Origin of the sequence: Sphingobacterium sp. UBA7038 (assembly GCF_002494055.1) — a bacterium.
Taxonomy (GTDB): domain Bacteria; phylum Bacteroidota; class Bacteroidia; order Sphingobacteriales; family Sphingobacteriaceae; genus Sphingobacterium; species Sphingobacterium multivorum.
Genome location: NZ_DLAV01000025.1, coordinates 36,498 through 54,993, shown reverse-complemented (window position 1 = coordinate 54,993; position 18,496 = coordinate 36,498). Strand labels below are relative to the sequence as shown.

Below are 18,496 nucleotides of genomic sequence, written 5' to 3'. Positions count from 1 at the left end.
AAAAAATAGATGGTTTCTTATCAAAAATTTACGTTGGAAAACGGCCTACGTGTATTGGTACACGAGGATCATAATACAGCCATGGCCTGCGTCAATATCTTGTACGATGTGGGAGCAAGGGATGAATCGCCGGAACAGACCGGATTTGCGCACTTATTTGAACACCTGATGTTTGGTGGAAGTATCAATATTCCTAATTTCGATACCGAATTACAAAAAGTGGGTGGCGAGAATAATGCATTCACCAGCAACGATATTACAAATTATTACATCACTTTACCCTCTTCAAATCTAGAAACGGCATTGTGGTTGGAGTCGGACCGGATGTTAAGTTTGGCTTTTTCCGAACAAAGCCTCGAAGTGCAGCGGAATGTCGTGAGTGAAGAATTCAAACAGCGTTATTTGAATCAGCCTTATGGTGACGCTTGGCTAAAATTACGTCCATTAGCCTATCAGGTACATCCGTATCGTTGGGCAACCATCGGAAAAGAACTGAGCCATATTGAAGAGGCTACAATGGAAGATGTTAAAGCATTTTTCAAATTACATTATAATCCGCAGAGTGCAATTATGGTTGTTTCTGGAGATGTTCATTTTGAGGAAGTAAAAGCTTTGACTGAAAAATGGTTTGGCGATATCGAGGCGGGCGAAAAATACAATCGCCAATTGCCTAAAGAACCCGCGCAAGATAAGATTAGGCGTGAAACGACTTGGGCAGAGGTGCCTTTGGATGCGCTTTATATGGCATTTCATGGCCCTGCTCGATTGGAAGAGGGGTATTTTGCAATGGATCTTCTGTCGGACATTTTATCGAGGGGCTCTTCTTCACGTTTGTATCGTCGATTGGTAAAAGAGGGGCAGTTATTTAGTGAAATAAATGCTTATGTGATGGGAAGTATCGACAATAACCTCTTTGTTATTGAAGGAAAACCATCGGAAGGCATCTCGCTAGAGGAAGCTGAACGTGCGGTGTGGGCAGAATTGGAGGTCATAAAATCCGAGTTAGTACCTGCAGCTGAATTGGAAAAAGTAAAGAATAAGATCGAATCGACCAATGTTTTTGCAGAACTATCTATTTTGGATAAAGCCATGAACTTGGCTTTCCATGAGTTGCTGGGTGATGCAAACGGCATCAACACAGAGGTCTCAAAATATTTGTCGGTGAGTGCTGAGGAAGTTCAACAGCAAGCTCAGGTTATTTTTAGACCGGAGAATGCTTCTATATTAATGTATAAATCAAAACAAGAGGAGGCTGTACATGTTGGATAGAACAAAAGCACCCGAGTTCCGTGAAATTGGAAATATAAGTTTGAAAGAACCAATCAAGAAGCAGTTTGCAAACGGATTGCCTGTCTATGTATTCCATTCGCCCGAGCAGGAGCTGGTACGGATAGAATGGATCTTTGAGAATACCTATCTTGACGGTGCGGCTGAAAATCCGTTGTTAAATAGTACTTTAAGTGCATTGCTTAAGGAGGGGACAAAGACCATGTCGAGTGCAGAGATTGCAGATAAAGTGGATTTCTACGGAGCATTTCTTGTTCCTGAATATTCTTTTGACGTAACGTCTCTGTCGCTTTATACATTGAATAGACATAGTCAAGTACTCTTGCCGCTTGTAAAAGATATTCTGACGGAAGCATCGATTCCGCAACAGGAGTTAGATACCTATTTGCGTAATAACAAGCAAAAGTTTCAAGTTTCTATTCAGAAAAATGATTATCTGGCGAGACGCAAATTTTACAATTTGATCTTTGGTGAGAACAATCGTTATGGGCGTACACCAAAACTAACAGATTACGATGCAATTACGCGTGCGCAGCTGATCGAATTGTACCGTAGGGAAATTGTTCCTACCAATTGTACATTAATTGTTTCAGGTAATGTTTCTGAAGAGCTTTTGCAGGAGTTGGAGCAAATCTTCGGTGTCGATTGGCAAGGAGCAGCTGCTGTATCTCCTTCGGAAGTCCCAGTTTTGGTGCAAGGTTCAAATAACCTGGCTTATGAGGAAAAAGATAATGCCTTGCAGTCTGCCATTCGGTTAGGCTGTCAGACAATCGGAAGGGAACATCCCGATTATCCGGCATTACAATTTGTCAACACATTATTAGGTGGTTTTTTCGGTTCCCGCCTAATGCGCAATATCCGAGAAGAAAAAGGGTATACCTATAGCATTGGTTCGGCTGTTGCTACCTTGAAACATACTGGTTTTATGACCATTGTAACTGAAGTTGGGGTAGATGTAACACAGGCCACGTTGACTGAAATAGAAAAGGAGATCAATTTGTTGAAAACAACTTTGGCCTCCGAGGATGAGGTCAATCTTGTGAAGACCTATATGGAAGGTTCTATGTTGGGTTCGTTGGAAAGTATCTTTTCGCATGCCGACAAGTTCAAAAGTGTTTTGTTAAATGGGATGACATTGAACTATTATTCTTATTATATGGAACAGATCAGAAATATGTCGCCCGAGAAGGTGCAGCATCTTGCCAATAAATACTTGGACTACGATGCCATGGTGAAGGTTGTTGTTGGGAAAATCAGTCAAGTAGAACCAGTTCATCAAGCGGTTGTAAATTAAATTTCTTAGACTACAAAAATCGAATACTACTTTGTATTTTTGGTTTTTGATAAAAAAGTGTATTATCCAGCATGGAATTAAAATTAAAAAGACCATTGGTATTTTTCGATTTGGAAACTACAGGTGTTAATGTAGCGACCGATCGTATTGTGGAAGTATCATTTCTGAAAGTGATGCCCAGTGGTGAAGAAACAGTCTATACAAAGAAGATCAATCCAGAAGTGCCTATCCCTGCGGAATCCTCTTTTTTTCATGGCATTTATGATGAAGATGTGAAGGATGCTCCTAATTTTAAAGCAATCGCAGTGGAACTTGCGGCTTTTATTTCCGATGGAGATCTCGCGGGCTATAATTCCAATAAATTCGATGTCCCAATGCTTATGGAAGAGTTTTTACGGGCAGGTGTTGATTTTTCATTGGAGGGTAGAGCATTTGTGGATGTTCAAAATATCTTCCATCAGATGGAACAACGTACGCTGAAAGCTGCATACAAGTTTTATTGCAACGAAGATCTTGAAAATGCGCATACAGCGGAAGCGGATGTTCGTGCCACATATGAGGTCTTGAAAGCGCAGCTGACAAAATATGAAGGCGCTGCATTCGAAGATAAACATGGGACAGTATCTTATCCTGTCGTAAACGATGTTGAGGCGCTACATACGTTTACCAACCTAAGTAAACCTGTAGATTTTGCCGGACGGCTCGTCTATAATGCGGAGGGATTGGAAACGATCAATTTTGGTAAACATAAAGGAAGACCTGTTATAGAAGTATTTGAGCAAGAGCCCAGTTACTACGCTTGGATGCAGAATGGTGATTTTCCATTGTATACCAAGAAGGTCTTGGAGAATATCTGGAATCGGTATAAAAAGGAAAAGAGTGAGCAAAAGGCAAAAGCAGCTGCAGCCACCCATTCTGTAGAAGATAAAAAACTTGCGAAAAAGGAATTCAATCAACAAAAAGAAGAAGCGCCGCAGAACATTTCTTTGGATATGTTGAAAGGATTGCAAGATAAATTTAAAAAATAACGTTAATTAATAGCTTAGAAAAAGGATTATGGAATTCAAACAAGAAGTGGAACATGTACAGTGTTTGATTATTGGTTCGGGACCAGCAGGTTATACTGCCGCGATTTATGCAGCCCGTGCGGATATGAAACCAGTCGTTTATACCGGTATTGTGCCAGGGGGACAGTTGACTCAAACAACTGAGGTGGACAATTTCCCTGGTTATCCAAAAGGTATCACTGGACCAGTGATGATGGAAGATTTGCGTGAGCAAGCTGAACGTTTCGGAACTTCAGTGCGTTTTGGATATGTGACTAAAGTGGATTTTACAGGTGAGGTACACCGTGTTGAGATCGATGGAACGGTACAAGTTACCGCAGATACTGTGATTATTGCGACAGGAGCCACAGCAAAATGGTTAGGCTTGGAATCTGAACAAAAATACAATGGTTTTGGTGTTTCAGCATGTGCTGTATGTGATGGGTTCTTCTTTAAAAACCAAGAGGTTGCTATTGTAGGTGCTGGGGATACAGCGGCAGAAGAAGCAACGTATCTTGCAAAATTATGCTCAAAAGTACATATGTTGGTTCGCCGTGACGAGTTTCGTGCTTCTAAAGCAATGGTACATCGCGTTATGAATACACCAAATATCGAAGTTCACTACAATTCTGAGGCAAAAGAAGTCCTAGGAGATGGTCAGGTGGTGACCGGAATACGTGTTGTAAACAATAAAGACCAGTCTGAAAATGATATCGAAGTAACAGGTTTCTTCGTTGCTATTGGGCATAAGCCTAATACCGAGCTTTTCACAGGTGTATTGGATATGGATGAAACAGGTTATTTAATTACAAAACCAGATAGTACTGCAACAAATATCCCGGGTGTTTTTGCTTGTGGTGATGTTCAGGATAACATCTTCCGTCAGGCAATCACTGCTGCAGGTACAGGTTGTATGGCAGCTTTGGAAGCTGAAAGATACTTAGCAGCTAAGGAAAGCGGCGAATAATCGCATGGAAATAATAAAAACGGGGCATTGTACAATGCCCCGTTTTTATTTACCTTCTTCCATTTCAAAAACACTATCGATTTTCCAATTTGCCTTATCTTTGGATGCTGCGACAGCTAAACGATCACAGCGCTCATTTAACGGATGCCCAGCATGGCCTTTTACCCATACAAGGCGTACGGTATGGAGCTTATAGGCGCTCATTAAGCGCAACCAAAGATCTTTGTTCTTTTTTCCCGCAAAACCTTTTTGTATCCAACCATATACCCATTTCTTATCAATGGCGTCAATGACGTATTTGGAGTCAGAATACACGGTAACATGTTGTTGTAGATTTTTCAGTGCCTCGAGGCCGACGATCACAGCCATCAATTCCATCCTGTTGTTAGTCGTTTTGCGGTAACCGCCCGAAAACTCTTTTTCGATCAGTTTACCTTTAAAGGCTTCATTATCGCCTGTATAAATAGTTCTTAAGATGGTTCCGTAACCTCCAGGGCCCGGATTTCCACTTGAAGCCCCATCTGTATATAATTCGATCATACCGGCCAAATATACATGAAGTTTTTGTAAGCACATACAAACAGGTAAAAATGATCAAGACTAGTCCATATTTTGATGCTCGAAGTAGAAGAATTTTAACACTGCGACATGTTCAATCAATTCAACAATAGGGCATAGTGCTACAAGCATCAAAATTCATAGGTATTTAAGACTGACTTTATAGGTGTTTAAAAGGGACTTTACACGGCTTTATCCGAATGAGGTCCGAATGAGGTCCCTATAAAGTCCCTATGAGGTCCGTTTAAATAATAGGAATATTCCCTGCGTGTTTTTAGTTTGAGCGAGAGAAAATACAATGTTAGATTTCAATTGCTCTCCAACGTAATTTATCCCTTACATAGTTGGATTGTGCTGATTTATGTGTATTTTGCCCGCTTAAACTGTTATGTAATCGATAAAATAGCTTATGAAGTTTCGAAAGATTTCTCTTTTTGTTCTTTTGGCGTCCGCGTGCTTAAACGTTTCAGCGCAGAACAATGTATCACCGCAAAAAATGGATTGGTTTGAGGATGCCAAACTGGGTATTTTTATTCACTGGGGGATTTATTCTGTCGATGGAATATCAGAATCTTGGTCATTCTTCAATAATTACATCAACCATGACAATTATATCAAGCAACTGAATGGTTTTACAGCAAAGGATTATAGACCGAAGGAATGGGCCAAATTGATCAAAGAAGCCGGTGCGAAATACACGGTGATTACGACCAAACACCATGACGGGATCTCGATGTGGAATACGAAGGCTGATAAAGCGATCACGACATTACAAGACGCAGCTGCCAAACAGGATGTAATCACACCATTTGTGAAAGCCATACAAGAAGAAGGCTTGCATACTGGACTGTATTATTCTTTGCCCGATTGGAGCCATCCTTATTACGATGTTTTTACGCGCAATCGAAAACGTTATGAATTGAAAAGTGAGCCTTCTCGTTGGGATAATTATGTAAAATATTACCAGAAGCAATTGACTGAGCTATCCGAACAGTATAAGCCCGAATTACTTTGGTTTGACGGGGATTGGGAGCATAGTGCCGAGGAGTGGAAAGCTAAAGAGACCTTGAATCTTTTGCGGAAGTATAATCCGAATATTATTATAAACTCGCGATTGAATCATCATGGAGATTACGATACACCTGAGCAAGGGATTCCAGTAACCCGGCCTGATGCTAAATTTTGGGAACTCTGTTATACCATGAATGATTCTTGGGGCTATCAACCCTTTGATAAAAAGTACAAATCACCGAATATGATCATTCGAACGTTGGTAGATTGTATTTCCATGGGTGGAAACCTATTGTTGGATATCGGTCCAAAGGCAGATGGAACGATCCCTGAGGAACAATTAAATATTTTGAAACAGCTGGGGCGATGGACACATAAGCATGCAGCTGCGATCTACGGTACAAGAGCCGGTATTCCTTTTGTGAACTACGGCGGGAAATCTGCTTTATCAAAGGACGGAAAGACACTTTACCTGTATGTATACGAACAGAAACCCGAATTGCAGCTCAGAGGTTTGGTCAATCATACAGCCATTAAAGAAGTCTCAGTTGTTGGTGATGCATCCGCGAAAGTGAACGTTAAGTCTGAAAACGGAACCGTTCAAGTCGATTTGACGAAAGTAAACTTTGATCAGGATGTGACTGTGATTGCACTAACCTTTGCGGAGGTGCTTCGTTGGACTGCACCGCAAGATACTGAAGTTACGTTGAAATCTGTACTGGATAATAAGTTGACAGGTCGTGCTTTAGGTCAGATCGCTTCAACACTGCATGCCGGAAAAAATATCTTTGATAATTCCGGATTGACCGTGGATGGCTTAGAGACCAAATTGCCAAGTAGTAATGCGACTAATCCAACGGTATTAAAGTGGATTAAGGATCATGCCGAAGCACTTTATGAGACTGGAAAAGGCTTACCTGAAGGACATTATGAAGGACTAAGCGCGCTCTCTAAAGATCGCCAGACATTGTATCTGTTTGTCGAGGGAAAACCTACGGGTCCTATTGCACTAAAAGGTGTTAAAAATGGAGTCGCCAGGATCCGCGTGGTCGGTGAGGGCTCCATGATAAATCATGAGATTTTCAATAAGCTTTATTGGAGTAGCATCCCGGGTATTATCTACATTCAGGCACCAGCAGAGCGCTTGGATAAAAATATGACAGTTATTGCTGTTTTGTTGGATGCGCCAATACAACTATATCGCGAGAAAGTGGGCGCTATCGAAAATAACCTTTAAGAGGTCGAATAGCAATTAGCGTTGAAAAAAAGCCTGGGATAACAAAATATCCTGGGCTTTTTTGCGAGATATAAACTATGTGGATTTATTAATTCTGATCCATTTTCTTTCGGTATTCGGTGCATTTTCTCCTGAATTGTGGCGCAAAAGCATTTTTTATTATAACTTAGGCCTATGAATCCAATCAAAGCTGTTTTGATCCCAATTTTTGTTCTTCTTTGTGTTTGTTGTTCTTCCGGTGACGGAAGTAAATCCGAGCGATTGCGGGCAGATTCGTTAGTGAATGAAGTGGTCAATGGAAGGTTAGCTCTAGCAACATTAGCAGAGTCAAATGAATTTATGTATTTCAATGATAAATACTTTCATGAACCGGCGGATTTAAAGGTCATTCCGAAATTTGATAAGGTACAGATTCAAGTTGTTACTTATCGGATTTATCAGCATGTCAAATTAAAAAATAATCGCTATGTGTTCAACGTGCAGAAAGCCAGTGAACTGCATATACCAAATAGCGCTTTTGTGTATTACCAACGTTCTTTTGATGATATGAACCGTAAGGCAGCCTTGAGTAAAGATTCGATCCGACTCGAGCTGCCGGATAATTATGCATCTTTGTTGATAAATGAATGATCTAGATCAGGCCTACAGACATGATGAAGGTCATATCAAAAGTCAATCTTAACTATACAATGGTGCAACAAATAGATTTAAGATGGAAAAGAAAAATATCGTTGTATTGACGGGGGCCGGTATTTCGGCTGAAAGCGGTATACCTACCTTTAGGGATGCCAATGGATTGTGGGAAGGACATGACGTCATGGAAGTTGCTTCCATTGAAGGTTGGCATAAAAATCCAGCCTTGGTGCAGGAGTTTTATAATCTGAGACGGAAAGCCGCTTTGGTCGCACAGGCAAATGCGGCTCATCATGCGCTGGTAAAATTGGAATCAGCATACCGGGTGAGTATTGTGACGCAGAATGTAGATCTACTACATGAACAGGCAGGTTCATCCCATATCGTTCATTTGCACGGACGCCTGGATCAGTCGAAGTCATCTGTCGATGACCGTTTGGTGTATCCCATTGTTGGTGATGAGATCAAAATGGGTGATCTTTGTGAGAAGGGTAGTCAGCTGAGGCCAAATATAGTCTGGTTTGGAGAGGCTGTGCCGGCCATTGAGGAAGCGATAAGCCTGGTTTCGAAGGCCGATATTTTGATTATTGTGGGGACCTCCCTACAGGTTTATCCCGCTGCGGGACTTAAAGAATTTGCGCCTAGTCACTGTAAATCGTTTTTAATTGACAAAAAGATTCCTCATGACAACGCTTTACGTAATATACAGTGTATTGAAGAATCGGCGACCATAGCTGTTCCTGAACTGGTAGAACAATTACTTAATTAAATGTTATATAGTCGTTTATAAAATAAGGGTTTATGAAGAAAATAATAGGGCTTCTTTGCATGTCCGTTGCTTTTGTTGCATGTCAAAATAATTCAGCGATCAAAGTAAATACGAGTTCAAATGATCAGCCTTTAACCTTGGATAGCGTTCAGGCCAAGCATCTGCTCAGTTTGCCACTGCATTGCATCGAAGTGGAATATCCCAATAAGCTGGGACAGGTACTCGGTAGTGATGGTGATCTAAAAGCACCGCGTACATTGCATCCAATTTTTTACGGTTGTTTTGACTGGCATTCTTCTGTACACGGGTATTGGTCAATTGTGCATATTTTGAAGGAATTTCCAAATTTGGATAGCTCAGGTGAAATTCGACGCCAATTGAACCGAAATATTACAGCAGAAAATGTGGCTGTTGAATTAGATTTCTTTCAAGATAAGAACAATAAGAACTTTGAGCGTACGTATGGCTGGGCTTGGTTGTTGCAGCTGCAGAAGGAATTATTAACTTGGGAAGATGCCGATGCAAAACGCTGGGCATCGAATCTTGAACCGTTGGTGAAACATGTGGTAAAATCGTATCAGGAATATTTGCCCAAATTGGTCTATCCGATCAGGACAGGCTATCATGATAATTCGGCCTTTGGCCTTTCGCTGTCCCTGGACTATGCAAGAAGCACGGGAAATGTGACGTTTGAAAAATCATTAATGACGAATGCTTCTCGTTTATACAGTCAGGATAAGAGCTGCAACATTTCTTTTGAGCCAAGTGGAAGCGATTTTCTTTCTCCTTGTCTTGAAGAAGCCCTTTGTATGAGTATGGTGCTGCAACAGGAGGATTACCGTAAATGGTTAAAGGATTTTATGCCAGATCTGTTTAATCCCGATTTCAATTTAGAACCAGGAATCGTGAAAGATCGAACCGACGGACATTTGGTCCATCTGGATGGACTTAATTTTAGTCGCGCCAACTGTTTAAACGGTATCGCCAAAGCGCTGCCTGAATTAAGTTATTTGCATAGGTTGGCGAATAAACATTTAAAGTATTCTTTGCCCAATATTACAACCAAGGATGATTACATGGGGTCACATTGGTTAGGTACTTTTGCACTCTATGCACTATCAAAGCATTGATTCGGGGAGATTATCTTCTCCCCATTTATCCATTAGGTTTAATATTTCCTCGAGCGAACGGCCGAGCTCGGTTAATTCATATTCTACCTTTGGGGGAACTTGCTGGTATACAATTCTATTAATCAGCTTGTCATGCTCCAGTTCCTTTAATTTGGCGATCAGCATACGTTCAGATATTCCCACGAGTCTTTTCCGCAACTCACTATAGCGGAGTTTACCTTCATTTAGCAAATAGGAAAGGATATTGATTTTCCATCTGCCACCTATGGTGACCAATGTAAATGCAATACCACAACGGTCTTTCCAGTATAGCTCATTAATGTGATTGGTTGAATTCTCTTTTCGCGGGTTCATACAAACTTTTTTGTTGGTATCATACAATCTTGTATGTACTGTTATTCCTGCAAATTAATAAAGAAATTTGTAGGAAAACAAAAAGTATAACATGGAAACGATTAAATCAGTCGCTCATTGGTTGAGCTATGCGTACTACCTTTATGTATTTGGATATGCATCATTATTCAAAGTTTTTCAAAAGAGCGCCATGATGCAAAGCATGCAGTCCCTGGGTTTTAATAAGACTTGGACGATCATTATCGGAATAGGGGAACTAATGGGGGTAGTATTGCTCTTAATAGGTTTGTATAACCCGCAATTTAAGAATGCTGCAGTGCTGCTGTTGTTTCCATTTGCGGTTGCTGCGTTTACGGCACATATGGCGCATCAAGAGTATCATCATTTCTACAACTCCTTGCTGATGTGTGTACTTAGTATTGTGCTGTTGGCCACAGACAAAACCTTTAAAATTATACTTTAAATCCTGCGTCAGCTTTAGCATGATCATTAGAAAATTAGGATTATTTTATAGCTTAATTTTCTAATGATCCTATGTTTATCCGGAAGCAAGTGGTGCTGGAGATGCAAGAGGGAAAATAATGTGATAGACTACAATTATAAGCGGTATGGCAAGCCGGTCGATAGCCGAAAATATAGGAGCGACTTGATCGGTTGTAAATCGTGATTTGTGCTAATTTAACTCTGTTGATTTATGCTGGGATATTTTGTTTTTCTACCGTTTTATTGCGTTGTTATTGGTATAAGTAAAGTTTTCGCGCTGTTTTTTTTAGATATACATTTTTTAGCAAGTTAGAAAAAGACTATAAAATTCAAGATTTGTGCTACTCTACACGATCAAACTTATAATACATTTGATCTATCAATCCCATAGGGATGTTACATGCTATGTATAGGTATTTAAGACAACTTTTAATGGTTTTGTCCATTGTTTTTTTCTGTCTGTTTTTTACAGGTAAAATAAACAAGGATGTCTTTTCACATACTGCCTATAAAAACACCTCAAAAACGGCAATAACTTCTTCACAATCCCATTTCGATTTTTATGTCGGATCGATCGAAGAATGCTCGTTCGAATGGCGTTATGATCAACATTTAGCATATGCCGTTCGGCTCTGTACCTTGGGACTGATTCTACCAATTTTCTTGCTATTTGCGGATAAGAAGTCATGGCATAGTTTTTTATGAACTCCAAAATAAATATCTATCGAACAGGCTGCCAGACAGGTGTATCCTATACCATTCCTTTAAAATTTTCGGTTAAATCCCTTTTCCTTTTCGTGAATATCATCGGTTGGGTCGACAGACGGCTATAAAACCGATTTAATAAATCATTGCTTGAAGAAAGCGGCTTAATCAGCTGCTTTGCTATTAAATCATTTATATGAACACAACACTTTACGCATTAGCTATTACAGCTATTACGATCAGTTTTTTTCATACTGCATCGGGCCCAGATCATTATCTGCCATTTATTGTATTGTCCAAATCGAAAAAATGGTCGTTGGGGAAAACCATATTATGGACCATTATATGTGGGCTTGGGCATGTTTTCAGTTCGGTCATACTGGGGATTATTGGCGTTTATCTTGGATGGCAGCTCAATAAGATCAGCTGGTTGCAGGACGTGCGCGGCAATGTTTCGAGTTGGGCACTATTTATTTTTGGACTTGGATATTTGATTTACGGGATCTGGAAAATGTCAAAGAAGCATTCTCATAAGCATTTTGATGTGATGGGTGATGAGGTGTATGTGCATGAACACACGCATGGGAAAAGCACATCAGGGCATCATCACCATCATCAAAAAACGAAGGTAACGCCTTTGGTATTATTTGCAATTTTCGTCATGGGACCATCGGAACCATTGATTCCACTTTTATTTTTTTCAGGTGCTCACCGCTCAATGCCAGAGGTGATTACACTGATTAGCACCTTTACCATCACAACAGTGGCAACCATGGTTGGGATGGTCTTGTTGGGAATTTATGGTTATAATTTGCTCAACACCGAAAAACTTGATCGATATGTACACGCTATTAGTGGTGCTGTCCTCTCAATTTGCGGTGCGGGGATGTTATTTCTGGGATGGTAATTTTTTAAATAGGATATGAACAAACATCAAATCACCTTTTTTATAAGCCTAATGGCTACTACACACAGTTATGCCCAGCAACATGTAATTCAGGGAACTGTGAAAGATAAGGATAGTAAACAGAGATTAGAAGAAGTCAATATACGTTACCAACGTGGAATAAAACATAGTCATACAGCATCGAATGGTACTTTTTCCGTACAGCCGGGAATATTTCCGGATACTTTATTGTTGAGCCGGATTGGCTATCTCGATCAGGTATACATCCTAAAAGAAGCGAAGTCTCCGATTGAAATCGAGATGCAAAAAAATGAAGTGCAGTTGAGTCAAATTCAGGTGGATGCATTCAATAGCAGTAAAACATTGAGCAAAGTTGATTTAAGTAAGATTCCGGTTAATTCGGCGCAAGATCTGTTACGAAAAGTTCCTGGGCTCTTTATAGCACAGCATGCCGGTGGTGGAAAGGCTGAGCAAATATTTTTGCGTGGATTTGATAATGATCACGGTACAGATATTGCCATTACTGCAGATGGCATTCCCGTTAATATGGTCTCTCATGCGCACGGTCAAGGATACGCAGATCTCCATTTTATTATTCCAGAAACGGTAAAAGACATTGATTTTGGCAAGGGTGCTTATTATGCAGACAAAGGCGATTTGAACACATCGGGTTATGTTAATTTTACGACCTTGGATCATTTGGATCATAATCTTTTTAAGGTTGAAGGCGGTTCTTTTGATTCCTGGCGTACCGTGGCCATGCTTAATCTGCTGAATAACCATGAGCAGAATAAATATGCCTATGCCGCAGGAGAGTTCAATTATTCGAATGGTCCTTTTGACATCAAGCAAAATTTTAGTCGTGTCAATCTATTTGCGAAATATAATCAGTGGATCGATGAGAAACATTATATCAATCTCCAGGGGTCCATATTCAGTTCGGGTTGGAATGCATCGGGTCAGATTCCGGAGCGGGCTGTTCGTCAGGGACTGATTAGCCGTTGGGGTTCGATTGATTCTACAGAAGGCGGGAATACATCCCGCATGAATTTGGCGATGCAATACCGTGCGCTGATCAGTGATCAAGAAAGCTGGGAAAGCAATGTTTACTTCTCGCGCTATAAATTTCAGTTGTTTTCGGATTTTACTTTCTTTCTGAAAGACCCCATTCATGGCGATGAAATAGAGCAGGTTGATAATCGATACTTGTACGGTATCGAAAACAAATACAATCGCCAATTTCATTTTGATCATAGTCAGTTTTCTTGGACATCGGGGTTTGGGCTCCGAGTGGATGATATCAAAGATCTTCAACTGAACCATGTCTATCAGCGCGACGAATTATTGGATCGGCTTTCGCATATTTCGGGTGTAGAAATGAATCTTCATGCCTATAGCAATCTGGATTGGCGTATTGGAAAATGGACGATTAATCATGCATTACGTGTCGATCACTTGATTTTCAACTTGCATGATAAGCTGAAAAGTGATCCTGCAGGGCAAGAGGCTTCTGCAACAAGAATCAGCCCAAAGCTGAACTTTGGATATACGTTCAATCATAGCGCCCAAATCTATTTGAAAACGGGTATGGGATTTCATTCCAACGATATCAGGGTGGTGATGGAACAACAGGGAAAAGATATTATGCCCATTTCCTTTGGTGCAGATCTTGGCTTGATCTGGAAGCCAACTGATAACCTTTTTATTCAGCCTGCTTTATGGGGGTTATACCTGCAGCAAGAATTTGTGTACGTCGGGGATGAAGCTGTTGTAGAGCCTTCAGGCAAAACGAAACGTCTGGGGGCTGATTTGAGTCTACGCTATCAAGCTACTCCATGGTTATATTTTGATGGCGACATCAATTATGCGTACGCGCGGGCAATTGACCAACCTAAAGGCGAAAACTATATCCCGCTGGTACCTTCTTTAACAAGTACAGGGGGAGTATCTGTGAAGCTACCGCTCGGCATTTCGGCCAATTTGCGCTATCGTTATATGAATACAAAACCAGCGAAAGAAGATAATTCGGTACGTGCTAAAGGTTATTTGGTCAACGATCTCCTGCTTAACTATGGCGTGGGAAAATGGAATTTTTTGTTGCAGGCCCAAAACTTATTTGACACCAAATGGAATGAAGCACAGTTTGAGACAGAGACTCGATTAAGAAATGAACAACAGCCCGTTTCTGAATTGCATTTCACCCCTGGAACACCTTTTATGGTAAAAGCTGGCCTGAGCTATAAATTCTAAAGACTGGGTAAAGTGGTCGCCTTAAAATTTTCCTTTGTATCTTTAATAGGAATTATAAGTCCTTATAAATGATGTATTATGGAAAAGAGTAAGTTACTTCGAATGGATAATATGGGTATCGTGGTGGAGTCGTTGGACAACGCGATTTCGTTTTTTTCAGAACTTGGTTTACATTTGGAGGGAAGGGCACAGATTAAAGGGGAATGGTCAGGTCGAATAACAGGTCTCGATGCTCAGCATGTGGAGATCGCCATGATGGTGACACCAGATGGGCATAGCCGATTGGAGCTTTCAAGATTTATTGATCCAGCGATAATTGCAGATCATAGAAACGCTCCGGTCAATGCCTTGGGCTATTTGCGGGCAATGTTTACCGTTGAAGATATCGATGATGTGGTGCGGCGACTCATTGACAATCATGGAGCTGTGCTGGTCGGGGAGGTGGTACAATATGAAAATGCGTATCGTCTCTGTTATCTAAGGGGAGTAGAGGGATTATTGATTGGTTTAGCACAACCGCTGTAAGGTAATTGATATGAACTGGTAAAAGACAGCTATAGGAATAATTACAAGGCAAGTGATAGGAATTGAATCTTTGTACGAAAAAAGAAAATTTAAGAAATTTCTATGTTTTACAAAATAAATAGGAAACTAAGACGTTATTGATACAAATACTTTTCATAAAATAGGTTAATATATGGCTAAGACCCTAGAGTTCCCCGCTCTAGGGCTTTTTTGTAATTATACGTCCGGGAATAACGAAATTTTGTACAATCTGTCTGGATCGCGTTCTTTCCTGATCAATAAATCGAAATTTAGCTACTTGATGAAAGCCATGAGGAGGGCCTAAGAATCTATTTTTTAGATGCTGTTTTCAGCGATGAACTCGTCGTTATCACTGGTTTTGCAATTTTGCCCAAACTGGATATAAATTAGGCAATTTTTGAACATGTGGTCATTAGTATAATCACACATAAGACGAGTAATATAATAACAGATGTGGTGTAAAGCGTTCTTCTCATAATACTTTTTTTTACTTAGTAGTTTACAAAAGCCGTGCCTTTATTTTTAGAACTTGCAGTAAGTCTGGTTGTTGTAGCTTCGTGTCTACAAGGCGTCGATATGAATAAGGAAATGATATGTTTGAAAAGGCTTTTGCCGATGTCTTGTGCATCGATTGTGGAATTAATGGATCTGGTTCCTATTGTTCGTTTGAAACGATGTTTTTTTTGATAGTCTATAGACGATGAGAATACACAAAAGCATTACAATTGTATAGGCAATAAACGCGATGTTTTCAGACTGATGTTCGCTACCCTTTGCAACACAACGCTGTCTGTTTGGTCACAGCGGCAGCGAAAGCAAACAACACCAGCGAAGCCACGTAAAATAATATTACTTTTAGGTATATGGTTTCTCTTTTCATTTTCTAACTGTTTGGTAAACGTGAATTTACACTATTTTTGAAGAAATAGTGAAGGTTATCTGAAAGAGTGGTGTGCTTTTTGTTTATAGGGGAGAAAGATTAGAGAAATAATAATATGAAGTATCCTTATTTAGGAATTAGTATGGTATGTGCGGCCCTAGCGAGCATGGCCAATTCAAAGGCTGTATTTGCCGGAGAGCAATTAGCTGTTCAACACATTGAATATGTGCAGGTAAATTCAGACTCATTGAAGGTTGAACAATTAGCAACAGCGCTGAGAAAGATGAAGCCTATCAGTTCGGCTGATTTTAAGGCAAAGTTCAAACCGGAAATCAATGGATTTAAGCTCACAGAGGTGACGGCTTTCGAGGATGCGGAGTCAGGATCTTACGCAACGGCAAACTATGTGAAGGGAGAGCAAAATATTTATTTGATGGTTACCGACGGAGCCGGTCCAGGTTCGGATCAGGTAAAGTTAAATTTGATGAACTATATCGACCTAAAATCAATTGAAGACCTAGGAACCAAAATGCAGGTTAAGCCTTACAAAGGTTGGCTGGCGTCTTTTGACTGGAGCATGTTTGAAAACGATGGTTTGACTAGCATTCAATATCTCGAATCAAATCGATTTGCAACTGTCTCTTCAGCAAATAATGTAGCAATTGAAGAATTAGAGAGTTTTTTGAATAGTTTTAGTCTATAAGAAAATTGGCACAGTCCCGGAACCTTTAATCAAAGCCGGGACTCAGTCCATCAAACCGATTTAATCCATTCCCCGACTGCTAATAGTCGTTAAATATCTATATCTTCCGAGCCTTTCTTTCCGTAATTTCCCAGATTATCCGCTCTATAGCTGCGCTTGTTGATGCAATATTTTATTGTTTATTGCTTATTTTTCTTATATTAGGTAATAAACCAGCAAATTGTGTCTATGTTCAATCTAAATCGGAGAAAATTTATTCAAGGAGCGGGAGCAGTCTTAACTTTATCCGCTTTGCAAGTTAAAGGTCTGTCGTTTAAAGATGCGATTAAAAATTTTCGGGTCGGATTGATCGGTGCGGGTTGGTATGGGAAGAGTGATTTGTTCCGTTTAATGCAGGTTCGGGATGTTGATGTTATCGCCATATGTGATGTTGACGACAACCATTTGCAGGAGGCGGGGCGATTAACTGCTGAGCGCCAGGTTTCAAAAAAGGTTCCAAAGCTTTATAGAGATTATAGGGAGATGCTCGCTAACCATAAATTCGATCTTATCCTTATTGGCACACCGGATCACTGGCATGCAAGACAGGCTATAGACGCGATGCGTGCGGGGGCTCACCTTTATTTGCAGAAACCCATCAGTGTGGATGTACTTGAGGGCGATGCCATATGGCGCGCGGCTAGAAAATATAACCGGAAAGTGCAGGTAGGGACCCAACGGCGGAGTACGGCGCATCTCATCGACGCTAAGAAGCGTGTGGTCGATAGCGGCCTGCTTGGTAAGGTTTCGCATGTGGAGATGTGCTGCTACTATCATATGCGGAAAAATGGTAACCCGCCTACACAACAAGTTCCAGAGTTCTTAGATTATGAGTTATGGACAGGACCGGCACCTTTACGAGCTTATGATGGTTTACCGCATGGCAGCTGGTGGCGAACCTTTATGGCTTATGGAAATGGGATAACCGGCGATATGGGAATGCATATGTTTGATACGGTACGTTGGCTTTTGCAACTTAAATGGCCCAAAAGCGTGAGTGCCAAAGGTGGTATTTATGTCCAAAAAGAAGGCAAATCGACGATTGCAGATACGCAGACCGCTCTATTTGAATACGAAGATCTTAACTGTGTCTGGCAGCATAGGACATGGGGAGCAGCAACAGACCCTGAATATCCTTGGGCATTTGTTATATACGGTGACAAAGGTACTTTAAAGGGAAGTGTGATGAAATATGAGTTCATTCCCATCGGAGAAGGTGAGACTATCCGAAAGGATGTTATCTTAGAAAAAGAGACGTTTCCTAAAGATCTGGAAGAGCATCGAATAGAACTGCATACAGCTCCGGCAACGCGACGACACATGCTCGATCTTTTATCAGCAATTGAAAATAATCACCTACCTGTAGCCGATATTGAAGAAGGCTATATCTCCACCGCAAGTTGCATATTAGCCAATTTGTCGATGCAGTTGAATCGGCCCCTGATTTATGATCCTACGCAAAAAATATGTATTAATGACCCTGAAGCAACTCAATTATTGCAGAGAGGGTATCGCAGTCCATGGCAACATCCGTAATAAAAATATCAAGCGACAGATACCGGCAAATGGAAAAAACGCACCCGTCAAAATATGCCATGCATATGGACAGACTTGGCATTTATCAATATATAGAACGTTCCTGACCTAACGGCAAAGTGATCCAATAGATTAAACAAAATATGTTCAAGCTTAAAATT

Annotated in this window: 16 protein-coding genes; 14 read left to right on the top strand and 2 right to left on the bottom strand. The window is 40.6% G+C overall.

Going from position 1 to position 18,496, the window contains the following annotated elements:
- Positions 1-9 precede the first annotated feature (9 nt).
- The 4 genes from B3H30_RS16995 (at position 10) to trxB (ending at position 4,594) form a co-directional block, all read left to right on the top strand.
- Complete coding sequence (locus tag B3H30_RS16995) at positions 10-1,269, top strand: M16 family metallopeptidase (protein WP_115048529.1); 1,260 nt, start codon at positions 10-12, stop codon at positions 1,267-1,269.
- Complete coding sequence (locus B3H30_RS16990; protein ID WP_286767581.1) at positions 1,259-2,581, top strand: M16 family metallopeptidase; 1,323 nt, start codon at positions 1,259-1,261, stop codon at positions 2,579-2,581. Before B3H30_RS16995 ends, B3H30_RS16990 begins: the two co-directional genes overlap by 11 nt.
- Positions 2,582-2,652: 71 nt before the next feature.
- Positions 2,653-3,609: a 3'-5' exonuclease gene (locus tag B3H30_RS16985; RefSeq protein WP_286775410.1), complete on the top strand. Its 957-nt coding sequence runs from the start codon at positions 2,653-2,655 to the stop codon at positions 3,607-3,609.
- A gap of 28 nt (positions 3,610-3,637) precedes the next feature.
- Positions 3,638-4,594: a thioredoxin-disulfide reductase gene (gene trxB, locus B3H30_RS16980; protein WP_070560840.1), complete on the top strand. Its 957-nt coding sequence runs from the start codon at positions 3,638-3,640 to the stop codon at positions 4,592-4,594.
- A 45-nt stretch (positions 4,595-4,639) separates the two neighbouring features.
- Here the strand turns inward: trxB and rnhA are convergent, their stop codons facing one another.
- On the bottom strand, positions 4,640-5,134 hold the full coding sequence (gene rnhA / locus B3H30_RS16975) for a ribonuclease HI (RefSeq protein ID WP_115049557.1): 495 nt from the start codon (positions 5,132-5,134) through the stop codon (positions 4,640-4,642).
- 427 nt (positions 5,135-5,561) lie between these two features.
- Between rnhA and B3H30_RS16970 the strand changes: the two genes are divergently transcribed.
- The 4 genes from B3H30_RS16970 (at position 5,562) to B3H30_RS16955 (ending at position 9,932) form a co-directional block, all read left to right on the top strand.
- On the top strand, positions 5,562-7,400 hold the full coding sequence (locus B3H30_RS16970) for an alpha-L-fucosidase (protein ID WP_070560838.1): 1,839 nt from the start codon (positions 5,562-5,564) through the stop codon (positions 7,398-7,400).
- A gap of 174 nt (positions 7,401-7,574) precedes the next feature.
- Complete coding sequence (locus B3H30_RS16965; RefSeq protein ID WP_070560836.1) at positions 7,575-8,030, top strand: hypothetical protein; 456 nt, start codon at positions 7,575-7,577, stop codon at positions 8,028-8,030.
- 82 nt (positions 8,031-8,112) lie between these two features.
- Positions 8,113-8,802, top strand: coding sequence for an SIR2 family NAD-dependent protein deacylase (locus tag B3H30_RS16960; RefSeq protein ID WP_070560834.1), 690 nt, complete (start codon positions 8,113-8,115; stop codon positions 8,800-8,802).
- Positions 8,803-8,834: 32 nt separating this feature from the next.
- The gene (locus B3H30_RS16955; RefSeq protein ID WP_070560832.1) at positions 8,835-9,932 is read left to right on the top strand and encodes a DUF2891 domain-containing protein; all 1,098 of its coding nucleotides are present in this window, start codon (positions 8,835-8,837) and stop codon (positions 9,930-9,932) included.
- Here the strand turns inward: B3H30_RS16955 and B3H30_RS16950 are convergent.
- Positions 9,921-10,286 carry a winged helix-turn-helix transcriptional regulator gene (locus tag B3H30_RS16950; RefSeq protein WP_070560830.1) on the bottom strand — a complete coding sequence of 122 codons (366 nt, stop codon included), beginning with the start codon at positions 10,284-10,286 and terminating at the stop codon, positions 9,921-9,923. The genes B3H30_RS16955 and B3H30_RS16950 overlap by 12 nt on opposite strands.
- A 91-nt stretch (positions 10,287-10,377) precedes the next feature.
- On the opposite strand from B3H30_RS16950, the gene B3H30_RS16945 reads away from it, so the two are divergent.
- From B3H30_RS16945 to B3H30_RS16920, 6 genes are all read left to right on the top strand, one after another.
- Positions 10,378-10,749 carry a DoxX family protein gene (locus B3H30_RS16945; RefSeq protein WP_046676261.1) on the top strand — a complete coding sequence of 124 codons (372 nt, stop codon included), beginning with the start codon at positions 10,378-10,380 and terminating at the stop codon, positions 10,747-10,749.
- A 921-nt stretch (positions 10,750-11,670) separates the two neighbouring features.
- Complete coding sequence (locus B3H30_RS16940; protein WP_046676263.1) at positions 11,671-12,381, top strand: membrane protein; 711 nt, start codon at positions 11,671-11,673, stop codon at positions 12,379-12,381.
- Between the two features lie 51 nt (positions 12,382-12,432).
- Positions 12,433-14,631 carry a TonB-dependent receptor gene (locus B3H30_RS16935; RefSeq protein WP_139144860.1) on the top strand — a complete coding sequence of 733 codons (2,199 nt, stop codon included), beginning with the start codon at positions 12,433-12,435 and terminating at the stop codon, positions 14,629-14,631.
- Positions 14,632-14,709: 78 nt separating this feature from the next.
- Positions 14,710-15,156 carry a VOC family protein gene (locus B3H30_RS16930; protein ID WP_070560825.1) on the top strand — a complete coding sequence of 149 codons (447 nt, stop codon included), beginning with the start codon at positions 14,710-14,712 and terminating at the stop codon, positions 15,154-15,156.
- A 1,016-nt stretch (positions 15,157-16,172) separates the two neighbouring features.
- The gene (locus B3H30_RS16925) at positions 16,173-16,760 is read left to right on the top strand and encodes a hypothetical protein (RefSeq protein ID WP_070560823.1); all 588 of its coding nucleotides are present in this window, start codon (positions 16,173-16,175) and stop codon (positions 16,758-16,760) included.
- Between the two features lie 228 nt (positions 16,761-16,988).
- A complete protein-coding gene (locus B3H30_RS16920) occupies positions 16,989-18,335 on the top strand; it encodes a Gfo/Idh/MocA family protein (RefSeq protein ID WP_236560185.1) in 1,347 nt (448 codons plus the stop codon).
- Positions 18,336-18,496: the final 161 nt, after the last annotated feature.

Bases quoted from the DNA above. Each gene is read 5' to 3' on its own strand.
- B3H30_RS16970 (WP_070560838.1), top strand. From the start codon at position 5,562: ATGAAGTTTCGAAAGATTTCTCTTTTTGTTCTTTTGGCGTCCGCGTGC.
- B3H30_RS16990 (WP_286767581.1), top strand. From the start codon at position 1,259: ATGTTGGATAGAACAAAAGCACCCGAGTTCCGTGAAATTGGAAATATA.
- B3H30_RS16930 (WP_070560825.1), top strand. From the start codon at position 14,710: ATGGAAAAGAGTAAGTTACTTCGAATGGATAATATGGGTATCGTGGTG.
- B3H30_RS16955 (WP_070560832.1), top strand. From the start codon at position 8,835: ATGAAGAAAATAATAGGGCTTCTTTGCATGTCCGTTGCTTTTGTTGCA.
- B3H30_RS16945 (WP_046676261.1), top strand. From the start codon at position 10,378: ATGGAAACGATTAAATCAGTCGCTCATTGGTTGAGCTATGCGTACTAC.
- B3H30_RS16960 (WP_070560834.1), top strand. From the start codon at position 8,113: ATGGAAAAGAAAAATATCGTTGTATTGACGGGGGCCGGTATTTCGGCT.
- rnhA (WP_115049557.1), bottom strand. From the start codon at position 5,134: ATGATCGAATTATATACAGATGGGGCTTCAAGTGGAAATCCGGGCCCT.
- B3H30_RS16985 (WP_286775410.1), top strand. From the start codon at position 2,653: ATGGAATTAAAATTAAAAAGACCATTGGTATTTTTCGATTTGGAAACT.
- B3H30_RS16920 (WP_236560185.1), top strand. From the start codon at position 16,989: ATGTTCAATCTAAATCGGAGAAAATTTATTCAAGGAGCGGGAGCAGTC.
- B3H30_RS16940 (WP_046676263.1), top strand. From the start codon at position 11,671: ATGAACACAACACTTTACGCATTAGCTATTACAGCTATTACGATCAGT.
- B3H30_RS16965 (WP_070560836.1), top strand. From the start codon at position 7,575: ATGAATCCAATCAAAGCTGTTTTGATCCCAATTTTTGTTCTTCTTTGT.
- B3H30_RS16950 (WP_070560830.1), bottom strand. From the start codon at position 10,286: ATGAACCCGCGAAAAGAGAATTCAACCAATCACATTAATGAGCTATAC.
- trxB (WP_070560840.1), top strand. From the start codon at position 3,638: ATGGAATTCAAACAAGAAGTGGAACATGTACAGTGTTTGATTATTGGT.
- B3H30_RS16995 (WP_115048529.1), top strand. From the start codon at position 10: ATGGTTTCTTATCAAAAATTTACGTTGGAAAACGGCCTACGTGTATTG.
- B3H30_RS16935 (WP_139144860.1), top strand. From the start codon at position 12,433: ATGGCTACTACACACAGTTATGCCCAGCAACATGTAATTCAGGGAACT.
- B3H30_RS16925 (WP_070560823.1), top strand. From the start codon at position 16,173: ATGAAGTATCCTTATTTAGGAATTAGTATGGTATGTGCGGCCCTAGCG.